The sequence below is a fragment of the Chlorogloeopsis fritschii PCC 6912 genome (genome assembly GCF_000317285.1).
GTDB classification, from domain to species: Bacteria; Cyanobacteriota; Cyanobacteriia; order Cyanobacteriales; family Nostocaceae; genus Chlorogloeopsis; species Chlorogloeopsis fritschii.
In genome coordinates this window covers 100,455-122,369 of the sequence record NZ_AJLN01000098.1, presented here as the reverse complement: position 1 = coordinate 122,369, position 21,915 = coordinate 100,455, and the positions used below count along the sequence as shown (strand labels likewise).

The 21,915-nt window shown below is 41.5% G+C and carries 21 protein-coding genes; 3 read left to right on the top strand and 18 right to left on the bottom strand.

Translation table 11 applies throughout. From position 1 onward, the window contains the following. Positions 1–37: 37 nt before the first annotated feature. The 6 genes from UYC_RS40380 to UYC_RS0119265 all read right to left on the bottom strand — a co-directional run bounded on the left by UYC_RS40380 (position 38) and on the right by UYC_RS0119265 (position 5,753). Positions 38–526: a TonB-dependent receptor plug domain-containing protein gene (locus UYC_RS40380; protein WP_016875677.1), complete on the bottom strand. Its 489-nt coding sequence runs from the start codon at positions 524–526 to the stop codon at positions 38–40. Further along, positions 504–980 (bottom strand): AMIN domain-containing protein, encoded by a 477-nt coding sequence (locus tag UYC_RS40375; RefSeq protein ID WP_016875678.1) that lies wholly within the window; start codon positions 978–980, stop codon positions 504–506. The genes UYC_RS40380 and UYC_RS40375 overlap by 23 nt, the downstream gene beginning before the upstream one ends. A gap of 68 nt (positions 981–1,048) precedes the next feature. Then, on the bottom strand, positions 1,049–2,374 hold the full coding sequence (locus tag UYC_RS0119280) for an MFS transporter (protein WP_016875679.1): 1,326 nt from the start codon (positions 2,372–2,374) through the stop codon (positions 1,049–1,051). Position 2,375: 1 nt separating this feature from the next. Next, positions 2,376–3,266, bottom strand: a complete 891-nt coding sequence (locus UYC_RS0119275; RefSeq protein WP_016875680.1) for a ferric iron reductase — start codon at positions 3,264–3,266, stop codon at positions 2,376–2,378. A gap of 235 nt (positions 3,267–3,501) precedes the next feature. After that, on the bottom strand, positions 3,502–4,521 hold the full coding sequence (locus tag UYC_RS0119270; protein WP_235181625.1) for an iron-siderophore ABC transporter substrate-binding protein: 1,020 nt from the start codon (positions 4,519–4,521) through the stop codon (positions 3,502–3,504). A 230-nt stretch (positions 4,522–4,751) separates the two neighbouring features. Then, complete coding sequence (locus UYC_RS0119265; protein ID WP_016875682.1) at positions 4,752–5,753, bottom strand: helix-turn-helix transcriptional regulator; 1,002 nt, start codon at positions 5,751–5,753, stop codon at positions 4,752–4,754. Positions 5,754–5,965: 212 nt separating this feature from the next. Here UYC_RS0119265 and UYC_RS0119260 point away from each other — a divergent pair, with 212 nt between their 5' ends. Beyond that, positions 5,966–6,475, top strand: a complete 510-nt coding sequence (locus UYC_RS0119260; RefSeq protein ID WP_016875683.1) for a GNAT family N-acetyltransferase — start codon at positions 5,966–5,968, stop codon at positions 6,473–6,475. 79 nt (positions 6,476–6,554) lie between these two features. On the opposite strand, the gene UYC_RS0119255 is transcribed toward UYC_RS0119260, so the two are convergent. From UYC_RS0119255 to UYC_RS0119205, 11 genes are all read right to left on the bottom strand, one after another. Then, positions 6,555–6,896, bottom strand: a complete 342-nt coding sequence (locus UYC_RS0119255; protein WP_016875684.1) for a DOPA 4,5-dioxygenase family protein — start codon at positions 6,894–6,896, stop codon at positions 6,555–6,557. A gap of 75 nt (positions 6,897–6,971) precedes the next feature. Continuing rightward, on the bottom strand, positions 6,972–8,240 hold the full coding sequence (locus tag UYC_RS0119250; protein ID WP_016879615.1) for an MFS transporter: 1,269 nt from the start codon (positions 8,238–8,240) through the stop codon (positions 6,972–6,974). Continuing rightward, positions 8,200–8,679 carry a MarR family winged helix-turn-helix transcriptional regulator gene (locus UYC_RS0119245; RefSeq protein WP_016875686.1) on the bottom strand — a complete coding sequence of 160 codons (480 nt, stop codon included), beginning with the start codon at positions 8,677–8,679 and terminating at the stop codon, positions 8,200–8,202. Before UYC_RS0119245 ends, UYC_RS0119250 begins: the two co-directional genes overlap by 41 nt. Positions 8,680–8,698: 19 nt before the next feature. Beyond that, entirely contained in the window at positions 8,699–8,965 is a 267-nt protein-coding gene (locus UYC_RS0119240; RefSeq protein WP_016875687.1) for a hypothetical protein, read from the bottom strand. A gap of 5 nt (positions 8,966–8,970) precedes the next feature. Continuing rightward, complete coding sequence (locus UYC_RS40370; RefSeq protein WP_016875688.1) at positions 8,971–9,228, bottom strand: hypothetical protein; 258 nt, start codon at positions 9,226–9,228, stop codon at positions 8,971–8,973. Between the two features lie 204 nt (positions 9,229–9,432). Beyond that, entirely contained in the window at positions 9,433–10,251 is an 819-nt protein-coding gene (locus tag UYC_RS0119230; RefSeq protein WP_016875689.1) for an ABC transporter ATP-binding protein, read from the bottom strand. Positions 10,252–10,357: 106 nt separating this feature from the next. Next, the gene (locus UYC_RS0119225; protein ID WP_016875690.1) at positions 10,358–11,398 is read right to left on the bottom strand and encodes a FecCD family ABC transporter permease; all 1,041 of its coding nucleotides are present in this window, start codon (positions 11,396–11,398) and stop codon (positions 10,358–10,360) included. Further along, on the bottom strand, positions 11,395–12,426 hold the full coding sequence (locus UYC_RS0119220) for a FecCD family ABC transporter permease (protein ID WP_016875691.1): 1,032 nt from the start codon (positions 12,424–12,426) through the stop codon (positions 11,395–11,397). The genes UYC_RS0119225 and UYC_RS0119220 overlap by 4 nt, the downstream gene beginning before the upstream one ends. 526 nt (positions 12,427–12,952) lie before the next feature. Next, positions 12,953–13,333 carry a hypothetical protein gene (locus tag UYC_RS0119215; protein ID WP_016875692.1) on the bottom strand — a complete coding sequence of 127 codons (381 nt, stop codon included), beginning with the start codon at positions 13,331–13,333 and terminating at the stop codon, positions 12,953–12,955. A gap of 33 nt (positions 13,334–13,366) precedes the next feature. Beyond that, positions 13,367–14,581: a DUF790 family protein gene (locus UYC_RS0119210; RefSeq protein WP_016875693.1), complete on the bottom strand. Its 1,215-nt coding sequence runs from the start codon at positions 14,579–14,581 to the stop codon at positions 13,367–13,369. Positions 14,582–14,637: 56 nt separating this feature from the next. Continuing rightward, positions 14,638–16,179 (bottom strand): DEAD/DEAH box helicase family protein, encoded by a 1,542-nt coding sequence (locus tag UYC_RS0119205; protein ID WP_016875694.1) that lies wholly within the window; start codon positions 16,177–16,179, stop codon positions 14,638–14,640. A gap of 817 nt (positions 16,180–16,996) precedes the next feature. On the opposite strand from UYC_RS0119205, the gene UYC_RS0119200 reads away from it, so the two are divergent. Beyond that, the gene (locus UYC_RS0119200; protein ID WP_016875695.1) at positions 16,997–19,798 is read left to right on the top strand and encodes a hybrid sensor histidine kinase/response regulator; all 2,802 of its coding nucleotides are present in this window, start codon (positions 16,997–16,999) and stop codon (positions 19,796–19,798) included. Here UYC_RS0119200 and ruvC read toward each other — a convergent pair. Next, positions 19,795–20,286: a crossover junction endodeoxyribonuclease RuvC gene (gene ruvC / locus UYC_RS0119195; RefSeq protein WP_016875696.1), complete on the bottom strand. Its 492-nt coding sequence runs from the start codon at positions 20,284–20,286 to the stop codon at positions 19,795–19,797. The genes UYC_RS0119200 and ruvC overlap by 4 nt on opposite strands. A gap of 173 nt (positions 20,287–20,459) precedes the next feature. Here ruvC and UYC_RS0119190 point away from each other — a divergent pair, with 173 nt between their 5' ends. Continuing rightward, positions 20,460–21,899 carry a gluconeogenesis factor YvcK family protein gene (locus UYC_RS0119190; protein ID WP_016875697.1) on the top strand — a complete coding sequence of 480 codons (1,440 nt, stop codon included), beginning with the start codon at positions 20,460–20,462 and terminating at the stop codon, positions 21,897–21,899. Positions 21,900–21,915 lie beyond the last annotated feature (16 nt).

Below are 21,915 nucleotides of genomic sequence, written 5' to 3'. Positions count from 1 at the left end.
AAACCCCAACACGAGTGGGATTTCGCACGCACTTTTGTTAGCTCATCAAAACTGCACTGAAAGCGTCCCCAAAATCGTCAAAGGTGCGCCAGGAATAATAGCAGTCTAGGAAACCATTTCTGAGTTGCCTTAATCCAAATCCCCTGGCATTAAAGGATGTCCCTTGTCCACCACTCGGATTTGATACACTTACACCACTAACGTTACGTAGTGCCTCTTCAATGCGAACCGCTCCTTGATCCTCGATTACTTGCCGAGGAACTACTTGAATCGACTGGGGAATATCACGTAGGGGTGTGTCAGTCCTAGTAGCTGTTGATGTTTCTGGTACGCTGTATCCGTCTTGCTCACCTGTTACCACCAACTCTATTGACTCATCACCTTCTGCGCTGGGTGTCTCTGGCTGATCTGGTTCAGGAGTTGGTTGTGTTTGAGGTGGTTGCTGTGCGGATGATGTAGCAGGTGTCAAATCAAAAATCAAACCTTCATCACTATCAAACAACTCAACAGTTGGTACACGCCTCACCTGTTACCATTACCCGGATTGTGTTGGCATCAAAATTTGTTACCATTATCTCAGTGATACCCACAATTGGCTTGTCTGAGCGGAATGTGAACGCCTCACCATTAGGAAGGCGCAGTTGAGCATTGGAAATATCAGCGATAAAGTTATTACCAGTACTGCGATTTATAGTTTGTAACTGTTGTCCTTGAGATGTCTGCAATATTACTTCCACACCTTTGTCGGTGGGGTTCGCCTTTACTCCCGTAACTTGTATGACTTCTGATGAGGGCGCTGTTGGGAGTATTGGTGTTTGCACTAGTTTTTGGGCGCTAGTAATGGGAAGTTCTATTTCACTCAGCTGTCGAATTTTTCTCTTAGATATGCCTTCTACTATCTCAGCAGTTGCAGGACTTACAATCAACATCCAAAAAGAATTTGTAATCAACAGAATTGAAAGTAATTTTTGTAGCTTCATAATATTTGCCCCACACCTAATTTTGAAAAATGCTTGCGACAGGATTATCCAATTCAAAATCCTATTAACTAACTGGTACTTGCTTGGTGATCTGGTAATCTATCCTCTACATCGCGCAACACAGGAAAGGCATAACTGCCCAAACAAATCAGGACAACAATAAAAGAAAAAAGTGCAAATTGGAGTGCCATGCCACTGCCTGTACCTGTACCAAATATGCTGCCGAAGATGGGAACCAGCATTCCTCCAGGTTGCATTGCAGGTTCAAAGAATCTGTCGGCAAGAGGCCCTGAAATCAACAATCCCAAGGGGACAACAAGTCCGGTAAGCAGTGAACTAGCAGCAAATACACGTCCTTGAGTGGCAGGTTCTACTTTGGAAAGCCAGATCGCTTCTTCACAGCTATTTGCTAATGGCTTAAATAAACCTGCACAGAAGTTGGCACCTATCCAGAGTGAGGGCGATCGCCAAATTCCCAGCATTGTCTCAAAGCCAAAAACAAAGGCTCTACCAATCAAAAGTCCGTGGATGCGTCGTTTTGGCCCGCCCCAGAGCATCATTAAGATACCGCCAATTAAGCCGCCGAGTCCTACCGCTCCACCTACCATTCCCAATACAGCCGTATTGTTGTTGCTTCGTGCCAAAATCATGGGTTCACTAACAGCAGAGGCAACATCAAAGAAAATGAAACTCAAGGAAAATAGTTGCAATGCCATCAGACTAGGACGTTGCCAAAGATAGCGAAATCCAAAGGTTAACTCTTGCCAAACTCCTTCTACTTTCGACTCTTGATTTTCTATTTCTCTTTGCGGTTGAGGAATTCGGACAATCCAAAGTGTGCTAACAGCAATGGCAAATGTAGCAATATCAATCAGCAAAATACCTATTAATCCCACAATGGGATACAACACACCTGCTAATGCTGGAGCTATGACACCAGAGCCAAAGGTTCTTATCGATCCCATTGCGCCCACTCTGACATAGTGTTGTTGAGAAACGAGCAGAGCTTGAGAAGCAGAGAAGGCTAACCCGTGAAAGTAGCCGAATAATCCGTTGGCTGCTCCAATAATGTAGAGATGCCAAATAGCCAGCTGGTTGGTAAAAAATAAGATGAGAACGATGACAGTAGAAAGTGCGGCAACAGTATCACCACCAATCATGATGAATTTGCGATTGTAGCGATCAACTAAAACCCCCGCAAAGATGGAAGCAATTAAAATTGGAACTTCTGTGAAAAAAGCAATTAGAGACAGTGGAGTGGCTTCACCTGTTTGCTGCCATGCCCAGATGGTAAGAGCAAAACTCGTCATATTAGAGCCAATTAAAGAGGCGGTTTGTCCTAGCCAAATAACAGTAAAGGTGCGTAAACTTTTGGGCTGTTGCTCTAATGTCATATCAATGTGCCTGAGCCAGTTTCTTCTTCATGCGGGCAATGCGATCGCCTGGTTTCAAGAGAGGGCAGTTGCCACACTTGGAATAATCTGGAGGAATCAGAGCAATGAGACAGCAAGTTTTTCGGACTTTCATCTGGGTAGGTAAACCAGGTTCATTAAATTTTTCGGTGCGGATTAAGTTGTAAAGAGGATTTGATTTGCGAAGTGTCTGTTGTGGAGAATGAGACAAAACTAAACTGTAGGGCTGTTCAAATAACACCGAATAATCCATTTGGATAGCTTCTTTTTTTGCATATCCATCCAAATCCTCAAATATTCCATAAGAAGCATTGACTGCATTTCCCCAAAGTGTTTTTTTGGATACTTTAGTTAAGGCGTGGAGGCAGTCAATGACAGGTAATAGATGATTCTGAAATAAGCCCGTGAATACCGCATTGTACAGTTCATCTACACTGTTTGCTAATTTACCTGGATAGTTATTTGGAATTGGAATTGGAGATCGCTCTGGATAAATTTCAGTACGGCTTAGATCTTGAAACCACAACGCTTCCAGTTCACCGTCTTTGAAAACAAAACTCACGTTATCAACTGAGGCATCAAATCCTACACCAGCCCAAGTCATGAACGCTAAGACACTCGGTAAAGGTATCCAGCTATAGGCTTTGTTCCACAACGATGCAGCAACGCGAAGATCCTGAGTCTTTTGATATTCCGGACTAGCCTTGAGGATGGATAGTAGATTGTCAGGTTGCAGATATTGAGCAGCTGGAATTACCTCTAAATCGTTGGCAGGTGTTGTCAGGATAATGCTATCTGTGTAGAAGTTATCCAACGTCTTTTGAGCATGAGCATATATTTCTTCTACAAAATGAGATTGTAATGTTTTTATCACCAAGAATTCTCCTGCGATTTGCTCTACCGATATAATCAAACTCCAAAGGTAATCTTGCTCAATTCAGCAACTCCAGTAGCTGAATTGAGCAGATAAGTCAATATGATTTCAGAAGAAACTGAGAATCTTTTTCAAAAAGCTTACAGGGAACAACAAACTGATTGGAAGTACTTTGCTTGTTCCAAACGGAATTTTTCTTGTTCCAAACGGAATTTTTTAATTAAGTTTCAGATCGTCAGAACTTTTCTTGCTCAATCAAGTACTTGAATAGATCGTCAATGACTCCATTAGCAGCAAGGATATTTCGAGAGCGCCAGGTACTGTGATCTACGATATGTGTGCGGTTTTGCTGCACTACTTTCAGTTGTTTCCACAAAGGACTGTTTTGAAGTTGCTTCAAGATTCGATTCGCCTCTTTATTCCCACTAGAGAAAAGGAAAAGTGCATCTCCATCCATCAAATGAATCATCTCTGCACTGAGATCGATTTGATAGTAGTCTTTACCTACAATATCTTGGGCAGGTGGGCGGCTAAGTCCAGCATCCTCCACAATGGAGCCAGCAAAAGAGTTTTTGACATCAGAACGAACGAGCGCTGAACCATCTCCCGCCAGATAAGCTAGAGAAACCTGAAAATGCTCTAACTGACTCCCTATTGCTGTTTTGAATTCTTGAATACGCTGGTTGTAATCCGCCAATAACTTTTCAGCTGCTTGAGTTTTATTCAATGCTTCAGCAAACAACATCAAATGCTTTTTCCAAGCTCCCGCCTCATCCCATTTAATTAATACAGTTGGAGCAATTTGTGATAATTGGTTGTAGTTAACAAAGTAGTCAAACCCAAGAATAAGATCGGGTTTGACTAGCATAATCTTTTCTAGACTGGGTTGCTCCTGAGTACCAATAGATTGAATTTTCTCAAAGTCAATTTTTCCTTGCAGAAATATGGGAATTTCTAGACCAGAGGTTGTATTACTTGCAACACTACCAACAGGGTGGATACCCAGTGCGATCGCATTAGCTAGAACAGTGTCATCTAGCACAACTACTCGCTGGGGAGTGATGGGAACGCAGCTTTCCCCCATTGAATGTTTAACGGTTCTGCATTCTAAGGCAATGGGTGAGGGCGAATTTGAAGAGGGTTGAGAAAATTTGCCATTACAGGCACAAGTTAATGTAAAGGTAACAACTACTAGCAAAAATAATTTAAACCACCGACCAAAACACCACAACCGTAACTTCAAACTGTTCCTCACATTATTTATCGATACAAAATCCAAAGTGAAGCTTGCTCAATTCAGCTACACTTGAGACTGTTGCTTGAGCAGCTTACTCAATTTCATTCTAGAATAAACTGAAAATATTTATCAAAAAGCTTACAAAACTTGCCTTAGGCGATCACTTTCGCAAACTGTAGCTATTTCTAGTTACCAGGTTGAACAAAGTGCTCTGATATACTTCCGAGCCAATAATGCTTTCCAAAATTTCAAATTCCCTTACGGCGATTTGCAGCAAGATGCGTGCCAGGATTCATCCCAAACTTCTTGCGAAACGCAGCATAAAATGAACTGACGCTAGCATAGCCAACAGCACGTGCAACTTCCTGAACACTCATTGTTTGTGCTTCCAGTAGTTTTCTGGCTCGATTCATGCGGTAGTCGTGCAGATAACCAAATACTGTTGTCCCAAAGACTTGCCGAAACCCTCGCTTTAAAGTGCAGTCATTCATTCCTACTTTTCGCGCTAACTCTAAGAGTGAGGGGGGATGCTCGGCGTGTTGGAGCAAAATATCCTTAGCTTGGTGAATGCGATCAATATCATCTAATTGCAGCTTTACTGCCAATTTTGATTTCTGCTGTGTCATGACTGAATCGAGATACAGTGCCAGAATTTCTACCGATTTGCTTTCCAGATAAAGCTGCTTAGTCAAGCCCTGGTACGGACAGTTGAGGATTTGCTCTAAGACAAGGTGCATGGCAGGAGTTGTAGTTTGGAGTGATGAAAAAGGTAAGCTCTCATCACCTTCCACCATACGCTGTAACTCAAGCGGTAACAAATGAAAGTGCTCTCCTGCCAAAGTCCTAAACAATTCCGGCTTAAGATGAATATCAACTTCGATTCTGGGATCGCGGGCAATATCTAGACTTTCACCACCAGGCATTAACATCCCAGCTACATAATGCTGTCCATCGGTAACATACGAGCCATCCCAAAACTTGAAGGTAGACGAAAGGTTGAAAACCCACTCCAAACAGCCTGCTTCACACGCTTGTCCGTCTAGGGTAATTACATCCTCATGGAAAGTGTAGCGATGAAGCGTTAGATCAATGCCATTACGTAGACTGATATTCCGCTTGTAACCCTTGGCAATCTGTGTGGGATACTCTCCAATCACATCAGAACTATCCAACGGATCTACGTTGCGTGCGTTTTGCCAACTTTCGTCCCAAAGTTCACGCCAACTTGCTGAAGAGAGAATGATGCTCATTTAAAGTAAGTTCAACGCTGTTGATTAAATTTATCATTAACCTAAAGTGTAATATCTAGTAATGTCTCTATGTAGTTATGTCTAAAATTAGCTACTTGGAAGCGATCGCTAGTCCAAATCAAAATTATATTTACATCAGATGTAGAGCAAATAGCTAATTTTCGCAAACCAATTGGTTTTTTGTGAGCAATCAACTGATTTAGTAAAAGAAGATGCAGTTAATAGAAACATTTACTACTCAACGTCTAGTGGCTGAACCTCTGCAATTTAAACATTTGAATGAACTTCATCGTATGCACCAAAATAAACAAGTTATGGCAACTTTAGGTGGTGTTCGTTCTGATGAGGAAACACGGCTGTTTATCCTAAACAATTTGCATCATTGGCAGTGTTATGGATTCGGATTATGGGTATTCAGAGATAAAGTTAATAATCAGTTCGTTGGTCGCGCTGGTTTACGCAATATTCATCTGGCAGGTAAGGATGAAGTAGAATTAGCTTATGCCTTAATGGCTAAATTTTGGGGTAAAGGATTAGCTACAGAAATGGGCGAAAAAATCTTGAAAATTGGTTTTGAACTGCTAAATTTAGGAGAGGTTATTTGCTTTACTCTCACAACTAATCAAGCCTCACAAAGAGTAATCGAGAAGTTAGGATTTCAGTACGAGGGTGAGATTATCCACGCAAATTTACCACATTTATTGTACCGTTTAACAGTTTAATTACAATTCAGGCAACTTTTCCCATCGAATAAGATTATGATGAGGCGATCGCTCCTGTTGACTATCAACTTGCTTCAATCTATCGTAAAAAATCGATATTTAACTCTAGCTTCTCTCCTAACCATAGAGAATGGTCTGTATGGTCTGCTACATCATCACCAGTGGTTGGGTGAACAAGAATATCTAATCCTTCACGATGGAGCATTAACCAGGGGATAACTTTACCAAACTGCTCTGGAGAGAATGCAACTTGATACATTGCTTTTGGGTGCGGGCCAATAGGCTGTTCATGCCAGCGCCCAAGTTGAACATCAAAATTAGCACCTAATCCTTCACGTATACGCGCAGCCGCCTCACGAGTTGCGGTATCAAAGTAGATATGGGCGTGAAAACCAGTGATTTCAAGAGCATTTTCTTTCATGGCTAATTATAGCTTTACATTCAATTTGATGGAATGCGATCGCCCCATAGTTAACGTGGCAACTACATCCTATTTTTATTCATACTCATGCAATGCCCCCAACTTCCGAATTTCCGGCCAAATCATCGCTGTGGCAACCACCACCAAAATTGTGCCAATTCCACCACCAACAACAGAAATGATAGGGCCAAACAAAGCAGCAGTTAAGCCTGATTCAAAACCACCCAACTCATTAGAGGCACTAATAAACACACTATTAATAGCAGCAACTCGACCGCGCAAATAGTCGGGTGTCCGAATCTGAACTAAAGTATGGCGAATCACAACGCTAATGCTGTCTAGTGCGCCACTTAATGCCAGCATCAACAAAGATAACCAAAACCAACGCGATAACCCAAAGATGATCGTAACAACACCAAAGCCCACTACTGACCATAATAAGGCGGGGCCAGCCTGACGTAAGGGTGGTAGATGTGCCAAAGCCACTGCCATGATTAATGCACCGATAGAGGGGGCTGCCTGGAGATATCCAAGTTCTATTGGTCCCACGTGTAAAATATCCTTGGCGAATATCGGTAGTAGTGCCACTGCACCCCCCAGCAAGACGGCAAACATATCTAAGGTTATTGCCGCTAAAATTAACTGATTTTGCCAAACAAATTTAGCTCCCGCAGATAAGGCTTTGAGTGATATTGGTTCCTTGGAAAAAGTTGTCTTTTGCTCTTTGATTACTGCTGTTAAAGCAAAGCACAGTAATGCTGCCATTGTTGCCAAAACATATACTCCAGTCGCCCTTCCAAAAGCAGCGATCGCAAATCCTCCCAAGGCAGGGCCAATCACTGTTGCTAATTGAAAGCTAGTACTATTCCAAGTGGCAGCATTTGTAAATATACTTACAGGTATTAATTGCCACATTAAAGCATCGCTAGCAGGCTTTAAGAAGGCTCTAGCTACACCTGTTAAAAACAAGCAAGTATAAACTAGAACAATTGCCCCTTGACTATAGGAAACCACAGCTAAAGCTAGCGAGCAAAGGGCTAACAGCATGATTGAGAATAAAGTGGTGCGTTTGCGATCGCTTTTATCGGCAACGTGTCCAGTAATTAAGGTGAGGGCAATCATTGGTAAGACTTGTGCTAGTCCTACTCCACCCAGTACCATAGCTGAACTAGTACGCTCATACAGTTCCCAGCCAATCGCTACAGTTTGCATTTGTGACCCCGTGAACAGGAGCACACGCCCAATCGTAAATAGTCGATAGTCTCGAAACCTAAGAGCAGCAAAGGGATCGTGTTGTCCAACCTTAGCTTCGAGAGGAGTGGAATTCTGTTTGCTCGAAGACATTTTTGAGTAGAGCCAAACCTTCTTCAATTTGTGATATTTGCTCTGGTGTTAGTTCTTCTAAAATTTCGGCAATATGAGTGCGAGTTTTCTCCTGGGATTGCTCTAACAGCAGCTTTCCCTCTTCAGTGAGATTGAGAACTATTCGCCGCCGTTCCTGAGGATGATCTGTGCGTTGCACCAAATTACGTTGCACTAATCGTTCTGTTGTTGCTGATGCTGTGGCACAGGTAACACCAAGATGTTCTGCCACTTCAGATAAGGAAGCACCTGGATTGCGCTTGAGAAATGCAAGTGTCCGTAACTGAGGTATAGAAAGAGAGTCAGCGCTATTAGTACGCATATCTGCTCGAATAAACCGCATTAATAATGGGATTGTTTCCATCACTCTGGCTGCACAGTCTTTGGAAGTTGCGCCAACAGAAGGTTTATCGAGCTTCATGGGACTGTTGTTCTCCTGATTACATTGCCACCCGTGGATAAAGTCGTCCACAGATGATCGTCAAGCCTATTAATGTTAATAAGAGAATTGTACAATCCAGACCAAACCCATAGAGACTGGAGCCATTCATTAGCATTGTGCCGCGTAAAGCATCAACTTGATAAGTTAAGGGATTTAACAAAGTTTTGCTGACTAGTTCAGCGATCGCATAGATAAAATTTCTTGTCCGCACGGCTGGTGGATTAACCCAACCGTTGAGCATTACGTCTGGTTCTGGCTGTGTCATGATAACTAACTCCCGGTGCAGTGGATGAAGACATCATCCAAGGTTGCATTAGGCTGATTTAAGGGAGCTTTTAAGTCGGTGGGTGTGCCAGTTGCAATCACTTGCCCTCGATTCATAATTGCAACGCGATCGCAGATATTCAAGGCATTAACGGCAGTAAACTTGCCAAAGCGACGCGTAAGTTCCTGAGTTTCCAATACGATCGCTTTCGGATACTCAGCACAAGTTTCTAACCGCTCGGTTTTTCCCGTCAGTTTCGCCACAAAAGAAACTTCCTAAAACTAATAATTAGTTAATCTAATTATTAGCTTCGCACATATTTTTTGGAAGTCAAGAGTCTGTTCCTCAAAGAGGAAACTGCGAAGATTAGCTTTGGCTTATTTTTCGTAAGGCACGTAGGCGATCGCCAAGTAGATTTAGATCAAGTTAAGGAGAAAGTGGACATCTTGCCTACTTTTGCTGTCAAATCAAAAGCTAGAAGATTTTGCTTGTGATTTCCTTGCCCCTTTACGTCCTATCGGTACACACATCGGAGTTCCCACCACTGGATCGTTAACAACACGACACTCTAACCCAAAAACCTCTAGTACCATCTCCTCAGTCATTACCTGCTTCGGTTCCCCAGCAGTAAAAATTCGACCTTCTTTGACAGCAACTAAATAATCAGCATAACGACACGCATGATTGAGATCATGTAGCACCATGACAATAGTTCTTCCCTGATGTTGGTGCAACTCATACAGTAAATCCAAAACTTCTATTTGATGTGCCAAATCTAGAAAAGTTGTCGGTTCATCCAAAAGTAAAATATCTGTATCTTGCGCTAATGCCATCGCAATCCAAGCTCGCTGCCGTTGTCCACCAGACAAAGTGTCCAGTTCTCGCTCTGCCAACGATTGCATATTTGTAATCTCTAGTGCTTGTTGCACAATTCTTTCATCTTTTGCTGACCACTGCTGCAACCAATTTTGATAAGGATAGCGCCCTTGTGCTACTAAATCTCTGACTGTTAAACCTTCCGGTGCCACTGGCCCTTGGGGTAAAATACCCAACTGTTGAGCTACTTCTTTAGTGGAAAGCTTAAAAATAGACTCTCCATCAAGATATACTGTACCGCCACAAGGTTTGAGCAATCTTGCTAAACCTCTTAACAAAGTAGATTTACCGCAACCATTAGCACCAACTAAAGCACTAATTTGTCTGGCAGGGATTGCCAAATTTAAATCTCGAATAATTGGCACCCCATCGTAAGCTAAAGACAGACCTTTGGTTGATAGCCCTTTCATAATTGATACCATTTTGGATTTTAGATTAATAAAAATCTGAGTTTTGGGTTGATTAAGAAATAATTTTTACCAAGTCCCCAATCCCCAGTACCCAGTCCCCTATTTTTTATTTTTTACGGTTGCGAATTAACAAATAAAGAAAATAAGGAGCACCGACAGCAGCAGTCACCACCCCACAAGGAATTTCAATCGGTGCAAATAGTGTTCGTCCCAAAAAGTCTGCGAGCACAACAATCATTCCTCCTAGCAGTGCTGAGGTAGGAATCAAACCTTCATGGGTTGCACCCACTAGTTGTCGTCCTAAATGGGGTGCTATTAAACCAACAAAGCTAATCATGCCGGCGGTGGCAACTCCTGCACCTGCTAAGGCTACACCCACCAGTACGAGTAAACCACGTTGCCATTCCACACGAGTACCTATACCTTTGGCTACGTCATCTCCCAAGTTCAGAGCATTCAAATGCCTTGCTAGTATTAACGCCATTGGGATGAAAACAATCAACCAAGGTAATAACGAAAATACTTGCTCCCAAGTACGTCCGTAAACACTACCAGCTAACCAAACCAAAGCATTACTAACGTCATAAATTTCCCCAAAGGTAATCAGCAAGCTGGTGAAAGCACTAGCGATCGCAGACAAACCAACACCCATTAAGATAAATAGAAGCGGAGAACTACCTCTGTTCCAAGCTAGCGAGTAAATTAAAATCGCCATCAGCAAAGCACCAGCAAAAGCTGATAAAGGTAAGGTATAAATTGGTGCTGAGGGAAATAGCACAATTACGCTGACTGCTGCCAGACTTGCTCCAGCATTGATACCGATAATACCAGGATCGGCTAGGGGATTGCGTGTTAAACCTTGGAAGATAGTGCCAGAGATTGCCAGCGCCATTCCCACCATCACAGCGACAAGGGTGCGAGGCAAACGCAGATTGTAAATCACAAAAGCATGATCGGGATTTCCCGTATCTATACCAAATAAAGTTTTAATGATATCCAAGGGCGAGATTGGATATTCACCCTTACCCACATTCATTACCACCGCCACAAAAATAGTCAGTCCTAGCAATAGTAATATCAGTGGTACACGTCGGTCGATGCGGAAAGATATAGCCTCGGAACGGATGACTAGCCAATCCATGTTCATTTTTTCACCTTTGACTTAGCCAAGTAGACAAAAAAGGGAGCACCAATGAGTGCTGTCATCACACCTACAGGTAATTCCTGAGGTTTGAGTAATACACGCGCTGCGATATCTGCAATCAAGAGTAAAGTTGCGCCCAAAATAGCGGAATAAGGCAAAATCCAACGGTAATCAGCTTTAATGAAAAATCTTACTATGTGGGGAACAACTAAGCCAATAAAACCGATTGGCCCGGCAAGAGCCACTGAACTACCGGCTAGCAAAACTACGCTAATGGCAGTAATTATTTTAATCCAAGCTGTTTGTTGACCTAAGCCTTTTGCCACATCTTCACCGAGACTCATAGTAGTAATCTGTCTACCAAGGGCAAAAGCAATTACTAATCCAATGACAATAAAAGGTAGTGCTTGAAAGAGTATATTAGTATCGCGCCCAGCTAATGAACCAGCTAACCAAAATCTAATTTCTTCTAAAGTTCTTTGACTGATGATGAGAACAGCAGTAGTGAGAGAAGAAATCAGAGCTGTAAGCGCTGCACCTGCTACTGTTAAATTCAGTGGAGTAGCTCCTCCCCTCCCCAGAGAACCAAGAAAGTAGACTAACACTGCTGTGGCTCCTGCACCCAAAAAGGCCACAATGGTTAAAACACTGAGGGATGAACTGCCAAAAATAAAAATTGTTGCCACTACAGCTAGTGCTGCTCCCGATTCAATACCCAAAATTCCTGGATCTGCTAGGGGATTGCGTGTCAAACCTTGCATTAATGCTCCAGATACTGCCAGCGCTGAACCCACAAGCATAGCCATAAGCGATCGCGGTAATCTCACAGTCTGGATGACTAAGTGTTCATAAGAACCATCAAAAGCTACAAAGGATGCCAAAATCTTGTCTAAAGGTATATCTGCTGCACCCAGTGTGACGCTGTAAACTAAACAAACCAGTAGGATCGTTAGTCCTATAAGCAGACCTACTAAAGGTGATATTTGGGGTGTTTTCCAGCCACTAGGTAATGTTGTGGTTGCTTTTGTCATGCTCTTGCCGTTACTCGAAGAAGATTATCTGTTTTGGGAACTTGTTATGAGCCTATTATCATTTTCACTTTCAATAGTCAACTATTTTTAAGCATCTAATTGATAAATTTTTTAGTAATTTATGAGTTATTAAATCATTCATCTATATACTTGTGTAATTTTATTAATCAAGATCATACTTTAAACTTATTGCTATCTTTTTTCAACTGATACCTAAAAAAAATTTATTGTTTCTTGATATAATTTTCGATTAGGTTTTTAGTTTTTGCACTAGCTATAAGTAATACCCTGACTAAAAATAGCTTAAGTAATTACACCAAAAGCATACTTCGCATTTATTAGTATAAATGAATACACTTCATTTTTTGTAAAACAGAGGCAGCCAAGTAGCTGATGGATGACTATAATCGCAGAGTTGAGGAGCTAAAGCAGGTATTGGGCGATCGCCATTTGAGATGCTAAAGTTGCAGTTAGAAAATTAGAAATTTTGAGCTACATGAGCTTTGAAATTATAGTAGCAATAGAGTTAAACTCGACGGATAACATATTTTTTCTCAATTGAAGCGCCTATTGAGGGTGTGTACTCTTCTCGAAATAAGTCATCAACACTTATTTGAATAGGCTGAGTATCTTGATTATGTATATGAATAAAATCTGCACAGCGATAGTAATAAACTTCATGATTAGAAGCGATATCGAGTAGATAGTTCAAAACTTTACGAATCATTTCTTTCTCTACAGGATATCCAAAAACATAATCTAAGGTACAAAATATCTTTTCATTGTATCCAGGAAAGGTATAAATATCTGAACTATATGCGAATCCTTTCCATAATTCAGCTACACGATGAGCTATGGTTGACTTATCTACAGTTGTTGTTAACTCAAATGTAGCACTGTCTGACATAATAAATTACTTAATATTTAACATTTCTGACTCTTATTCCATCACAGCTAACACTGACTTTGGCAACAATTTATCTTTAAACCAAACAATTCTAGCTGGAACATCATTTATTTTTACGCCAGCTTTATCCAAATTCAAACGTTCGGAAATAGCCAAAATTAAATTATGACATTGAGCGCGTCTGACTTGGGCAAACTTTTTTTGTAAATATTCTGGTCGCCAATAACCAATAATTTCTAATAAAAAGCTACGCCCATCAGGATGCACTAACCGAAAATCGGGGATCATCACACTACCAGGAATAGGAATTAAATCAACTTCTCGCTCTAAAACCCATTCAGTTTTCAATGAATCCCACTTATCAGCAAAAGATGCTTCTAACATACTATCGTAAGGTTTTCCTGGAGGGTAGTGAGACACTAAACCGCAATCAGAATTGAGAGTAAAACGCCCCGTTTTCCAAGTTTCTGTATAAAAATCACGAACTTGTAGTGTAGCGGAAAGGCTCCATTTTGTGACGTGAAGTAAAGCAGGAATCAGTTTAGCTATTGCCAAACCATAGCGGGTACTTGGAGAGAATAAACTTGTCGGCCCATCAATTGTAATTGTAAATCCGTGGTCGGCATCTCCCTCAATATATGCCATTAATTGAAACAACTTGAGATAGCGAAATAAAAGCTTATATTCTCCTGGTACATTACGATGAGCATTTAACACTAACTGACTGGCTTTATAAAACACACCCTGCACTTGGGATAAATTGTAACGATGTAATAATTCTGTTGCTGTAGGTGCATCAAAAGCAGTCAAAATTTTATTTTCTGTCAAATCAGCATATAATCCACTACTAACTTGTTCTGGTAAAACTTCACGCTCCAATTCTTGACTTAATTCATCAGCAATTTTACTTAAAGTAACTTGTGTTAACTCCTTACTAGGAACAGACTTAGCTGCAAGGGCAAACACCCTTTCTCTTAACATCTGAGGTTCAAGTGGACTCACCACCTCAAACGTGCAGAAACTGCTTTTGAGAATATAAGCCAAACCCCGCTTCACACGATAATCAGGAGTGTCACCTTCTAATTCCAGTAACAAACGCTCAAGCGCACCTTGAGTTTTCCCTACCGCCTCTTGAAAAGAAGTAATGATTTCATTTGCTAACTCTAAATGTTTGTTGTCAATTTTCAGTCTTTTTGGGATAATTTCCTCACCATTTTGACGATGACTTAGTAAATCTGTTGGTAGCATCTAGAATTTTTTATAAACCACAAAGGACACAAAGAACACGAAGAGGAAGAAATATTTCATTCCTCTAACTCATCTTTATTTTGAGCCTTTTTATTTTCAGTAAAATAATTAAATTCTAACTGTTCCGCAGCACGATAACTTTTTTGCGGATTGCTTCCATAAACAACCTGCAAATTCCCTCTCTTTTCTTTCTTTTCTTCGCGCTCTCTGCGTCTTTGCGGTTCATTATTCTTTATCCCTCTTCTTCTTGCCGAAGTACCTTCCTCAGCTGTATCCTCAGCCACCACTTCATACAAAATCGCCTGCTTATTGTTATCTTTCCCCTTTCTTAACACTCTTCCCAACCTTTGGATATATTCCCTTGCCGATCCCGTCCCAGATAAAATAATTGCTACACTAGCGGCTGGCACATCCACTCCTTCATTCAAAACATGAGAAGCAATCAAAGTTTTATACTCTCCTTCCCGAAATTTGGTTAATATCTCATGCCGCTCCTTGACAGGAGTTTGATGCGTAATTGCCGGAATTAAAAACTCACTAGAAATGCGGTAAACGGTAGCATTATCAGCAGTAAAAATCAAAACTCGTTCTGGATAATGTTTAGCAAGTAAATTTGCTAAAATTCTTAATTTCCCATCCGTACCTAAGGCAATTTCTTTCGCTTCTCTGTGCGCTAACATTGCTCTACGCCCACTTTGCGATCGCGCACTCATTTGGACAAATTTTTGCCAGCCTTGAATACTTCCCAAAGAAATCTTTGCTTGCTGCAAAAAATCATTACGGATTTGAATTAATTGATTATATTTTTGACGCTCGTGTTGTGATAATTTCACCTTTATTTGCACTACTTCATGCTCTGCCAGTGCCTTTCCCGCTAGTTCCTCAGCCCTTTTGCGGTATACTTCTGGGCCGATCAGAATATTTAAATCAGCGTGTTTACCATCACTGCGTTCTGGTGTAGCAGAAAGCCCCAAACGATAGGGCGCGATCGCATATTCCGCTATTACCCGATTAAAGTCTGTGGGCAAATGATGGCATTCATCAAAAATTATCAACGCATATTGATTCCCCAGCGTTTCTGCGTTAATCGCGGCACTATCGTAAGTTGCTACCAGTATTGGTGTCTTATCGCGCGAACCACCACCTAGCAATCCCACTTCTGCATCAGGGAATGCCGCTACTAAATGTGCATACCACTGGTGCATTAAATCCAAAGTTGGCACCACAATTAGCGTTGTGCGTGGTGTGACTTCCATCGCCATTTGCGCCAGATAAGTCTTTCCCGCAGCGGTAGGCAGCACTACAACTCCCTGTCTTCCCGCCAGTTTCCAGGCTCCTAAAGCCTCGGTTTGGTGGGGATAAGGTTCCATTTGCATACTGGAAGTCAATTCCAGAGAAAAAAACGCCTTAGCTTCGTCAAGGAAATTGGTATTTTCTGCTTGCAGTGTTTCTACTAAAGCACGGTATTTCACTGCTGGAATGCGAAATTTTTCAACTCTATCATCCCATGTAGCATAATCCATCCAGCCTTTGCCGCGTGGTGGTGGATGCAAAATTAATGTACCGCGATCAAAAGTTAATGTGGGGGTGCGAGCCATTTTTCGCCTTTTCTAATCCTTTTTGGAATTAGGGATTAGGAATTGGGTACTGGGTATTAGGTATTGCCTTATGCCCATTCCTAAACATAGCTTAAAAAGTGATGATTAATTACGGTAAACCTACAAAATAACTAGTTTTGCATAGTTAAAAATCTCGAAGCTAAGTAGAGGGTAAATGGAAGATAGCCATACTCAACCAGGAAAGTTCCGTATATGTAAGACTATTTCATAAAAAAACCTCATACAAATACAGGCCGTGCCCAGACGCAATATATCGTGCAATAAATAACAATTTAGGTTCATTTTTATTCCCAAACTTAATCTTTAATCAACATTAAATTTTATAAGTTAATACACAGCTTCCTAACTTTTCTAAGAAGTCAAAGACATTTTGTCTTCAAAGGTGTAAAATAAGTTACAAGTTTGATAAGACAATTTAATCTGAAAAAGAGCAAAGAGAAAAAAAAGTTTTATTTATTTTGAGGATGTTAGTGAAAAATAGATCATAAGGATTTTAGAATACAAATAATCAAAAATAATTATAGTAAGATTTTCCGTTAAGCGTATAAAAAGTATTTTTAATTTTATAGCTAATCAATACTACTTTCGATAGATTTTATGTTCTACCTTTGGATAGATATAAATACTTATTATTTTATTGCATACTCTATCTAAAGATAGATATACAGCTACTTGCTACACGAAGGAATCTCTTTATAAAATAAATATGTATAAAATATTATTTGTTACATACTTTCTAAGTAAAAACCAGTATATATTGCAAAATAGGTGTGTAGCGATCGCATTCTTTGACTAGATGAATTTGGCAATTGTCTTTTCAGCCATCTGCATCAAAGGAGAATCTGTCTTGAAAGGAGAAAACTCCGGTTTCGTGCCATATATCCTGACAGTTTTGACTGTTGGTGTTACCTTACTGCTAACACTATTGTTACAATCACTGCTAACGCCAAATATTTTTCCATTATTTTTCGTGGCTGTGGCAATTAGTATTTACTACGGGGGTACTGTACCAGGGCTACTAGCAATAGCTTTATCGATATTATCCATCAGCTTTGTTGAACCAGCTTATTCGCCTTGGGTTTTGGGGACGGAAGACGTCTTATATTTGAGTGTATTTGTCTTGGAAACAACACTAATGGGGCTGCTAAACTTTAATTTACGTACTGCCAAACAATACTTAGAAACAAGTTTGCAGCAGTTAAAAACCAGCGAGGCAAAATTTAGAAGCAACGAAGAACGCTACCGGGCTTTTCTAGAGCAAAGTACAGAGGGTATTTGGTGCTTTGAACTAGAGCAACCGATTTCATCGAACTGTTCGGAAGAAGAGCAAATTCAGCATTTTTACCTATATGGTTATCTAAGAGATTGTAACGATGTTACAGCACAAATGTATGGCTTTTCTCGTGCTGAAGAAATTGTCGGAGCTAAGTTAAAAGACTTTCTTGTTGCTGCAAATCCACACAATATTGAATATCTACGTAATTTTATCCGTTCCGGCTACCGTTTGATTGATGCCGAATCTTATGAAGTAGATAGGTATGGGAATTGCAAGTATTTTTTAAATAACCTCGTAGGAATTTTAGAAAATGGCATTTTAGTAAGAGCTTGGGGAACCCAACGGGAGATCACAGAACGCAAGCGGGTAGAAGAGGCCTTGCGTGAAAGTGAAAGTCGATTTCGTGCCCTAGCTGATGCCACGATTGAAGGTGTTGTGATTCACGAAAATGGAAAAGTTCTGGACGCCAATCCAGCTTTTGCCAAAATTTTTGGCTACGAATTTAACGAAGTCATTGGCAAATCGGCAGCAGATTTTGTCACACCAGAATCACAAAAAATTATCTTAGAAAAAATTCAATCCGACAATCAACAGCCTTATGAGTTAACGGGGATCAAGAAGGATGGCACATATATTACCTTAGAAGTAATTGGTAGAAGTAGCTTATACCAGAGTCGAAATGTACGAGTGGCTTCAGTGCGCGACATCACAGAACGCAAGCAAACACAAACAGCACTGCGCCAACGAGAAGAAGAACTGCACTTGATTACAAATTCTGTGCCAGTTTTGATTTCCTATGTCGATGCTGAACAACGCTACCGCTTCAATAACAAAAAATACGAAGATTGGTATGGACTTTCTGCCGCAGAATTTTATGGCAAACATATTAAGGAAGTGGTAGGTGATTCGGTTTATGAGTCGATTCGTCCGTATATAGAAACTGTATTATCAGGAAAACAAGTCAGCTACGAAACCCAAATACCTTTTGCTAATGGCGACACACGTTATGTTCATGTCTCGTATGTTCCCCATTTGCATCAAACAGGAGAAGTAAAAGGATTTGTTGCTCTTATTAACGAGATTACCGATCGCAAGCTAGCAGAACAAGAACGGGAAAAACTGCTAGCAAGTGAAAAAGCTGCACGTACTGAAGCCGAAACTGCCAATCGCATGAAGGATGAGTTTTTAGCAACACTTTCCCACGAACTCCGCACGCCCCTCAATGCTATGCTTGGCTGGACGCAATTACTCACCAGTCGCAAGTTTGATGAAGCTACTACTGCTAGGGCACTAGAAACCATTGATCGCAATACCAAGTCCCTAACAATGTTAATTGAAGATGTTTTGAACGTATCGCGAATTATTAGAGGTACGCTTCACCTGAATCTCCGGCGGATAGAATTGGTATCGATTGTGAAAGCAGCATTAGATGTAGTCAGCCCAGCCGCTGCCGCTAAGAAAATTCAGATCGAATCTGAATTCGATCCAACAGTCGGGGTAGTAATTGGTGATGGCAATCGCTTGCAACAGGTAGTGTGGAATTTGCTTGCTAATGCTGTGAAATTTACACCCCAAGGGGGAAGGATAGACGTGCAAGTCAAGCGCACAGATGATAGCGTGCAAATTTGGGTTCAAGATACAGGAGAGGGTATTTCTCCTGAATTTTTGCCCTACGTGTTTGATCGCTTCCGGCAAGGCGATAGTTCTAATACGCGATCGCATGGCGGACTGGGCTTAGGATTAGCAATTGTCCGCTATTTGGTAGAATTGCACGGTGGTATAGTCTGTGCCCACAGTTCAGGAAGTGGACAGGGAGCGACATTTATTGTTAATCTGCCGATGAGAGCTGTTGATATGAAAGCAAATTCATCAGAGCTGCTTTCACCAACACTTGGGGAGCAAGTCAGTCAAGAGCATATTCTATTCTTGAAAGGTTTGCGAGTGTTGGTAGTAGATGACGAGGAAGATACTCGCGAGTTGCTGTTAACAATTTTGGGAGAGTATCGAGCAGAAGTCATAGCGGTTGGATCGGTTCCTGAGGCATTGGATACACTGCCACACTTTCAGCCGGATGTCATAGTCAGCGATATCGGGATGCCCCAAGAAGATGGTTATACGCTGATTCGTCAAGTGCGATCGCTTCCCCACAAACGATGGCGAAGTACTCCTGCCGTGGCACTGACAGCCCATGCAACAGCAGAAGATAGGGCACAAGCACTGTTGGCAGGTTTTCAGTTTCACGTTCCCAAACCAGTAAATCCTACAGAATTAGCAGTGGTAGTCGCTAACCTTGCCGGGCGTACAGAAGGAATTGCAAATTAAAATTGAAACCATGCTGTTAAAGCCACTGCCAAGCCATCTGCCGCATCATCTGGATGGGGAATGCAATCTAAATTCAACTCTCGTGCGACAGCTTGTTGAACTTCGTATTTCTCAGCATTACCATATCCGGTTAAAGCTTGCTTGATTTGAGCGGGAGTAAATTCTACATAAGGTAAATTGTGTTGCGCCAAAACTAGCATAATTACACCCCGTGCTTGGGCAACTAAAATAGTATTTCCCATACGATAGAAGAATAGTTTCTCAATCGCTACCAAGTCGGGTTGCAACTCCTCAATCAAGGTGTGTAAATCTTCGTACAAAGTACGAAGCCTTTGTCCCATTTCTGTATCTGCTGATGTAGTAATAACACCACAGTCTAGCATATTTACTGAGGTATCTCGTAACTGAGCTTGATTTTGATTACAGATAATTGCTCCAAATCCTAAGGTGGCTAGCCCAGGGTCTAATCCTAAAATTTGCTTTTCCATTAACTTCAGATCCACGCTCGCCAAGTGTTATGTTACAGGGCAGTTTAGCAAGTTTGACTCGACGCTTTTGGTCTCGTAAGAGTGAAAAATGTAATAATTTCACGCTTGGACATGAGACCAGGTAGTGTAAATTCTCTGTTAATCATTGTTTGTAGTACTGCTCTCTTTTAAGTATGTCAATTGGTTTTTTTAGGCAAGCTCTTAACACATTTCAACAGCAGTCGCGCCGTCGCACTCGCCATCGAGTTAACCAGTGGTTCAAGTGGTTATCTCCAGGACTATCTGTAAAACGTTGGTTGTTAATTAGTGTTGGGGGTGTACTGCTAGCGTCTCTGGGATTAGCAATTTGGATTAAACTAACGCCGATTTTTTGGGCTTTGGAGCTGCTCAGAGGCTTTCTAGCAGTAATTACTAATATCTTACCCAACTATATTAGCGGGCCTCTTGTTCTGCTATTTGGGCTGTTGTTGCTTCTTTGGGGGCAAACTCGCACGGTAGGTTCAATCACTAAAGTGCTAAGACCAGAAGGCGATGAAGAACTTGTAGATGTGTTACTAGCACATCGTCGGTTGTATCGAGGCCCGAAAATCGTCGTGATTGGTGGTGGTACAGGACTTTCTACGTTATTAAGAGGACTAAAACGCTACAGTGCTAATATTACTGCTATTGTCACCGTTGCTGATGATGGTGGATCTTCAGGACGCTTGCGGCGGGAATTTGGTGTTTTGCCACCAGGAGATATTCGCAACTGTTTGGCCGCATTAGCAGATGAAGAAAAGTTACTAACAGAACTATTTCAATATCGCTTCCGTGTTGGTGATGGTTTAACTGGTCACAGTTTTGGCAATTTGTTCTTAACGGCAATGAGTGAAATTACCGGGGACTTAGAGCGAGCAGTAACAGCTAGTTCAAAGGTACTAGCTATTCGGGGACAAGTTTTGCCAGCAACCCTTAGTGATGTTCGTTTGTGGGCAGAGTTAGCTGATGGACGCCGCATTGAAGGTGAATCAAAAATCACCGAAGCAGGAGGCAGTATTGTCAAAATTGGCTGTACTCCCGCTAATCCCCCCGCATTACCCGCAGCTATTAAGGTGATTAAAGAAGCCGATTACATTATTATGGGGCCTGGTAGTTTATATACGAGCGTAATTCCCAATCTGTTAGTGCCAGAAATTGCTGATGCGATCGCCGCTTCTACAGCACCCCGAATCTATGTCTGCAACATTATGACTCAACCAGGCGAAACTCAGGGATACACTGTTAGTGACCACATTCGAGCCATTGATGAGGCTTGTGGTGGCAGACGCCTATTTAATGCTGTGCTAGTACATAAAAGATCCCCTTCTGCCCGCGCCCTGATCCGTTATGCCCAACAACGCTCTCATCCTGTCTTTTTGGATCGCGAAGAGGTAACCAAAATGGAGCGAAGGATTGTTTTGGCTAATGTCATGCATGAAGATGAAACAGGTTGTGTACGTCACGATCCTCAAAGATTAGCGCGAGTTTTGTTGCGGTGGTACAGTGGAACTCATCATGGAAAATGGGGAGAATGGGGGACAAAGGGACAAGGAGATAAGGGGACAAAAACAGAGCAACCAACCATTAACCACTAACCAATGACTATTGACC

What these genes read in the sequence shown, in the direction of transcription:
- UYC_RS0119250 (WP_016879615.1), bottom strand. Translation starts at nt 8,240, where the DNA reads ATGTCTTCGAGCAAACAGAATTCCACTCCTCTCGAAGCTAAGGTTGGA.
- UYC_RS0119280 (WP_016875679.1), bottom strand. Translation starts at nt 2,374, where the DNA reads ATGACATTAGAGCAACAGCCCAAAAGTTTACGCACCTTTACTGTTATT.
- UYC_RS0119245 (WP_016875686.1), bottom strand. Translation starts at nt 8,679, where the DNA reads ATGAAGCTCGATAAACCTTCTGTTGGCGCAACTTCCAAAGACTGTGCA.
- UYC_RS40375 (WP_016875678.1), bottom strand. Translation starts at nt 980, where the DNA reads ATGAAGCTACAAAAATTACTTTCAATTCTGTTGATTACAAATTCTTTT.
- UYC_RS0119215 (WP_016875692.1), bottom strand. Translation starts at nt 13,333, where the DNA reads ATGTCAGACAGTGCTACATTTGAGTTAACAACAACTGTAGATAAGTCA.
- UYC_RS0119190 (WP_016875697.1), top strand. Translation starts at nt 20,460, where the DNA reads ATGTCAATTGGTTTTTTTAGGCAAGCTCTTAACACATTTCAACAGCAG.
- UYC_RS0119240 (WP_016875687.1), bottom strand. Translation starts at nt 8,965, where the DNA reads ATGACACAGCCAGAACCAGACGTAATGCTCAACGGTTGGGTTAATCCA.
- UYC_RS0119210 (WP_016875693.1), bottom strand. Translation starts at nt 14,581, where the DNA reads ATGCTACCAACAGATTTACTAAGTCATCGTCAAAATGGTGAGGAAATT.
- UYC_RS0119200 (WP_016875695.1), top strand. Translation starts at nt 16,997, where the DNA reads ATGAATTTGGCAATTGTCTTTTCAGCCATCTGCATCAAAGGAGAATCT.
- UYC_RS0119205 (WP_016875694.1), bottom strand. Translation starts at nt 16,179, where the DNA reads ATGGCTCGCACCCCCACATTAACTTTTGATCGCGGTACATTAATTTTG.
- ruvC (WP_016875696.1), bottom strand. Translation starts at nt 20,286, where the DNA reads ATGGAAAAGCAAATTTTAGGATTAGACCCTGGGCTAGCCACCTTAGGA.
- UYC_RS0119230 (WP_016875689.1), bottom strand. Translation starts at nt 10,251, where the DNA reads ATGAAAGGGCTATCAACCAAAGGTCTGTCTTTAGCTTACGATGGGGTG.
- UYC_RS0119255 (WP_016875684.1), bottom strand. Translation starts at nt 6,896, where the DNA reads ATGAAAGAAAATGCTCTTGAAATCACTGGTTTTCACGCCCATATCTAC.
- UYC_RS0119265 (WP_016875682.1), bottom strand. Translation starts at nt 5,753, where the DNA reads ATGAGCATCATTCTCTCTTCAGCAAGTTGGCGTGAACTTTGGGACGAA.
- UYC_RS0119220 (WP_016875691.1), bottom strand. Translation starts at nt 12,426, where the DNA reads ATGACAAAAGCAACCACAACATTACCTAGTGGCTGGAAAACACCCCAA.
- UYC_RS0119225 (WP_016875690.1), bottom strand. Translation starts at nt 11,398, where the DNA reads ATGAACATGGATTGGCTAGTCATCCGTTCCGAGGCTATATCTTTCCGC.
- UYC_RS0119260 (WP_016875683.1), top strand. Translation starts at nt 5,966, where the DNA reads ATGCAGTTAATAGAAACATTTACTACTCAACGTCTAGTGGCTGAACCT.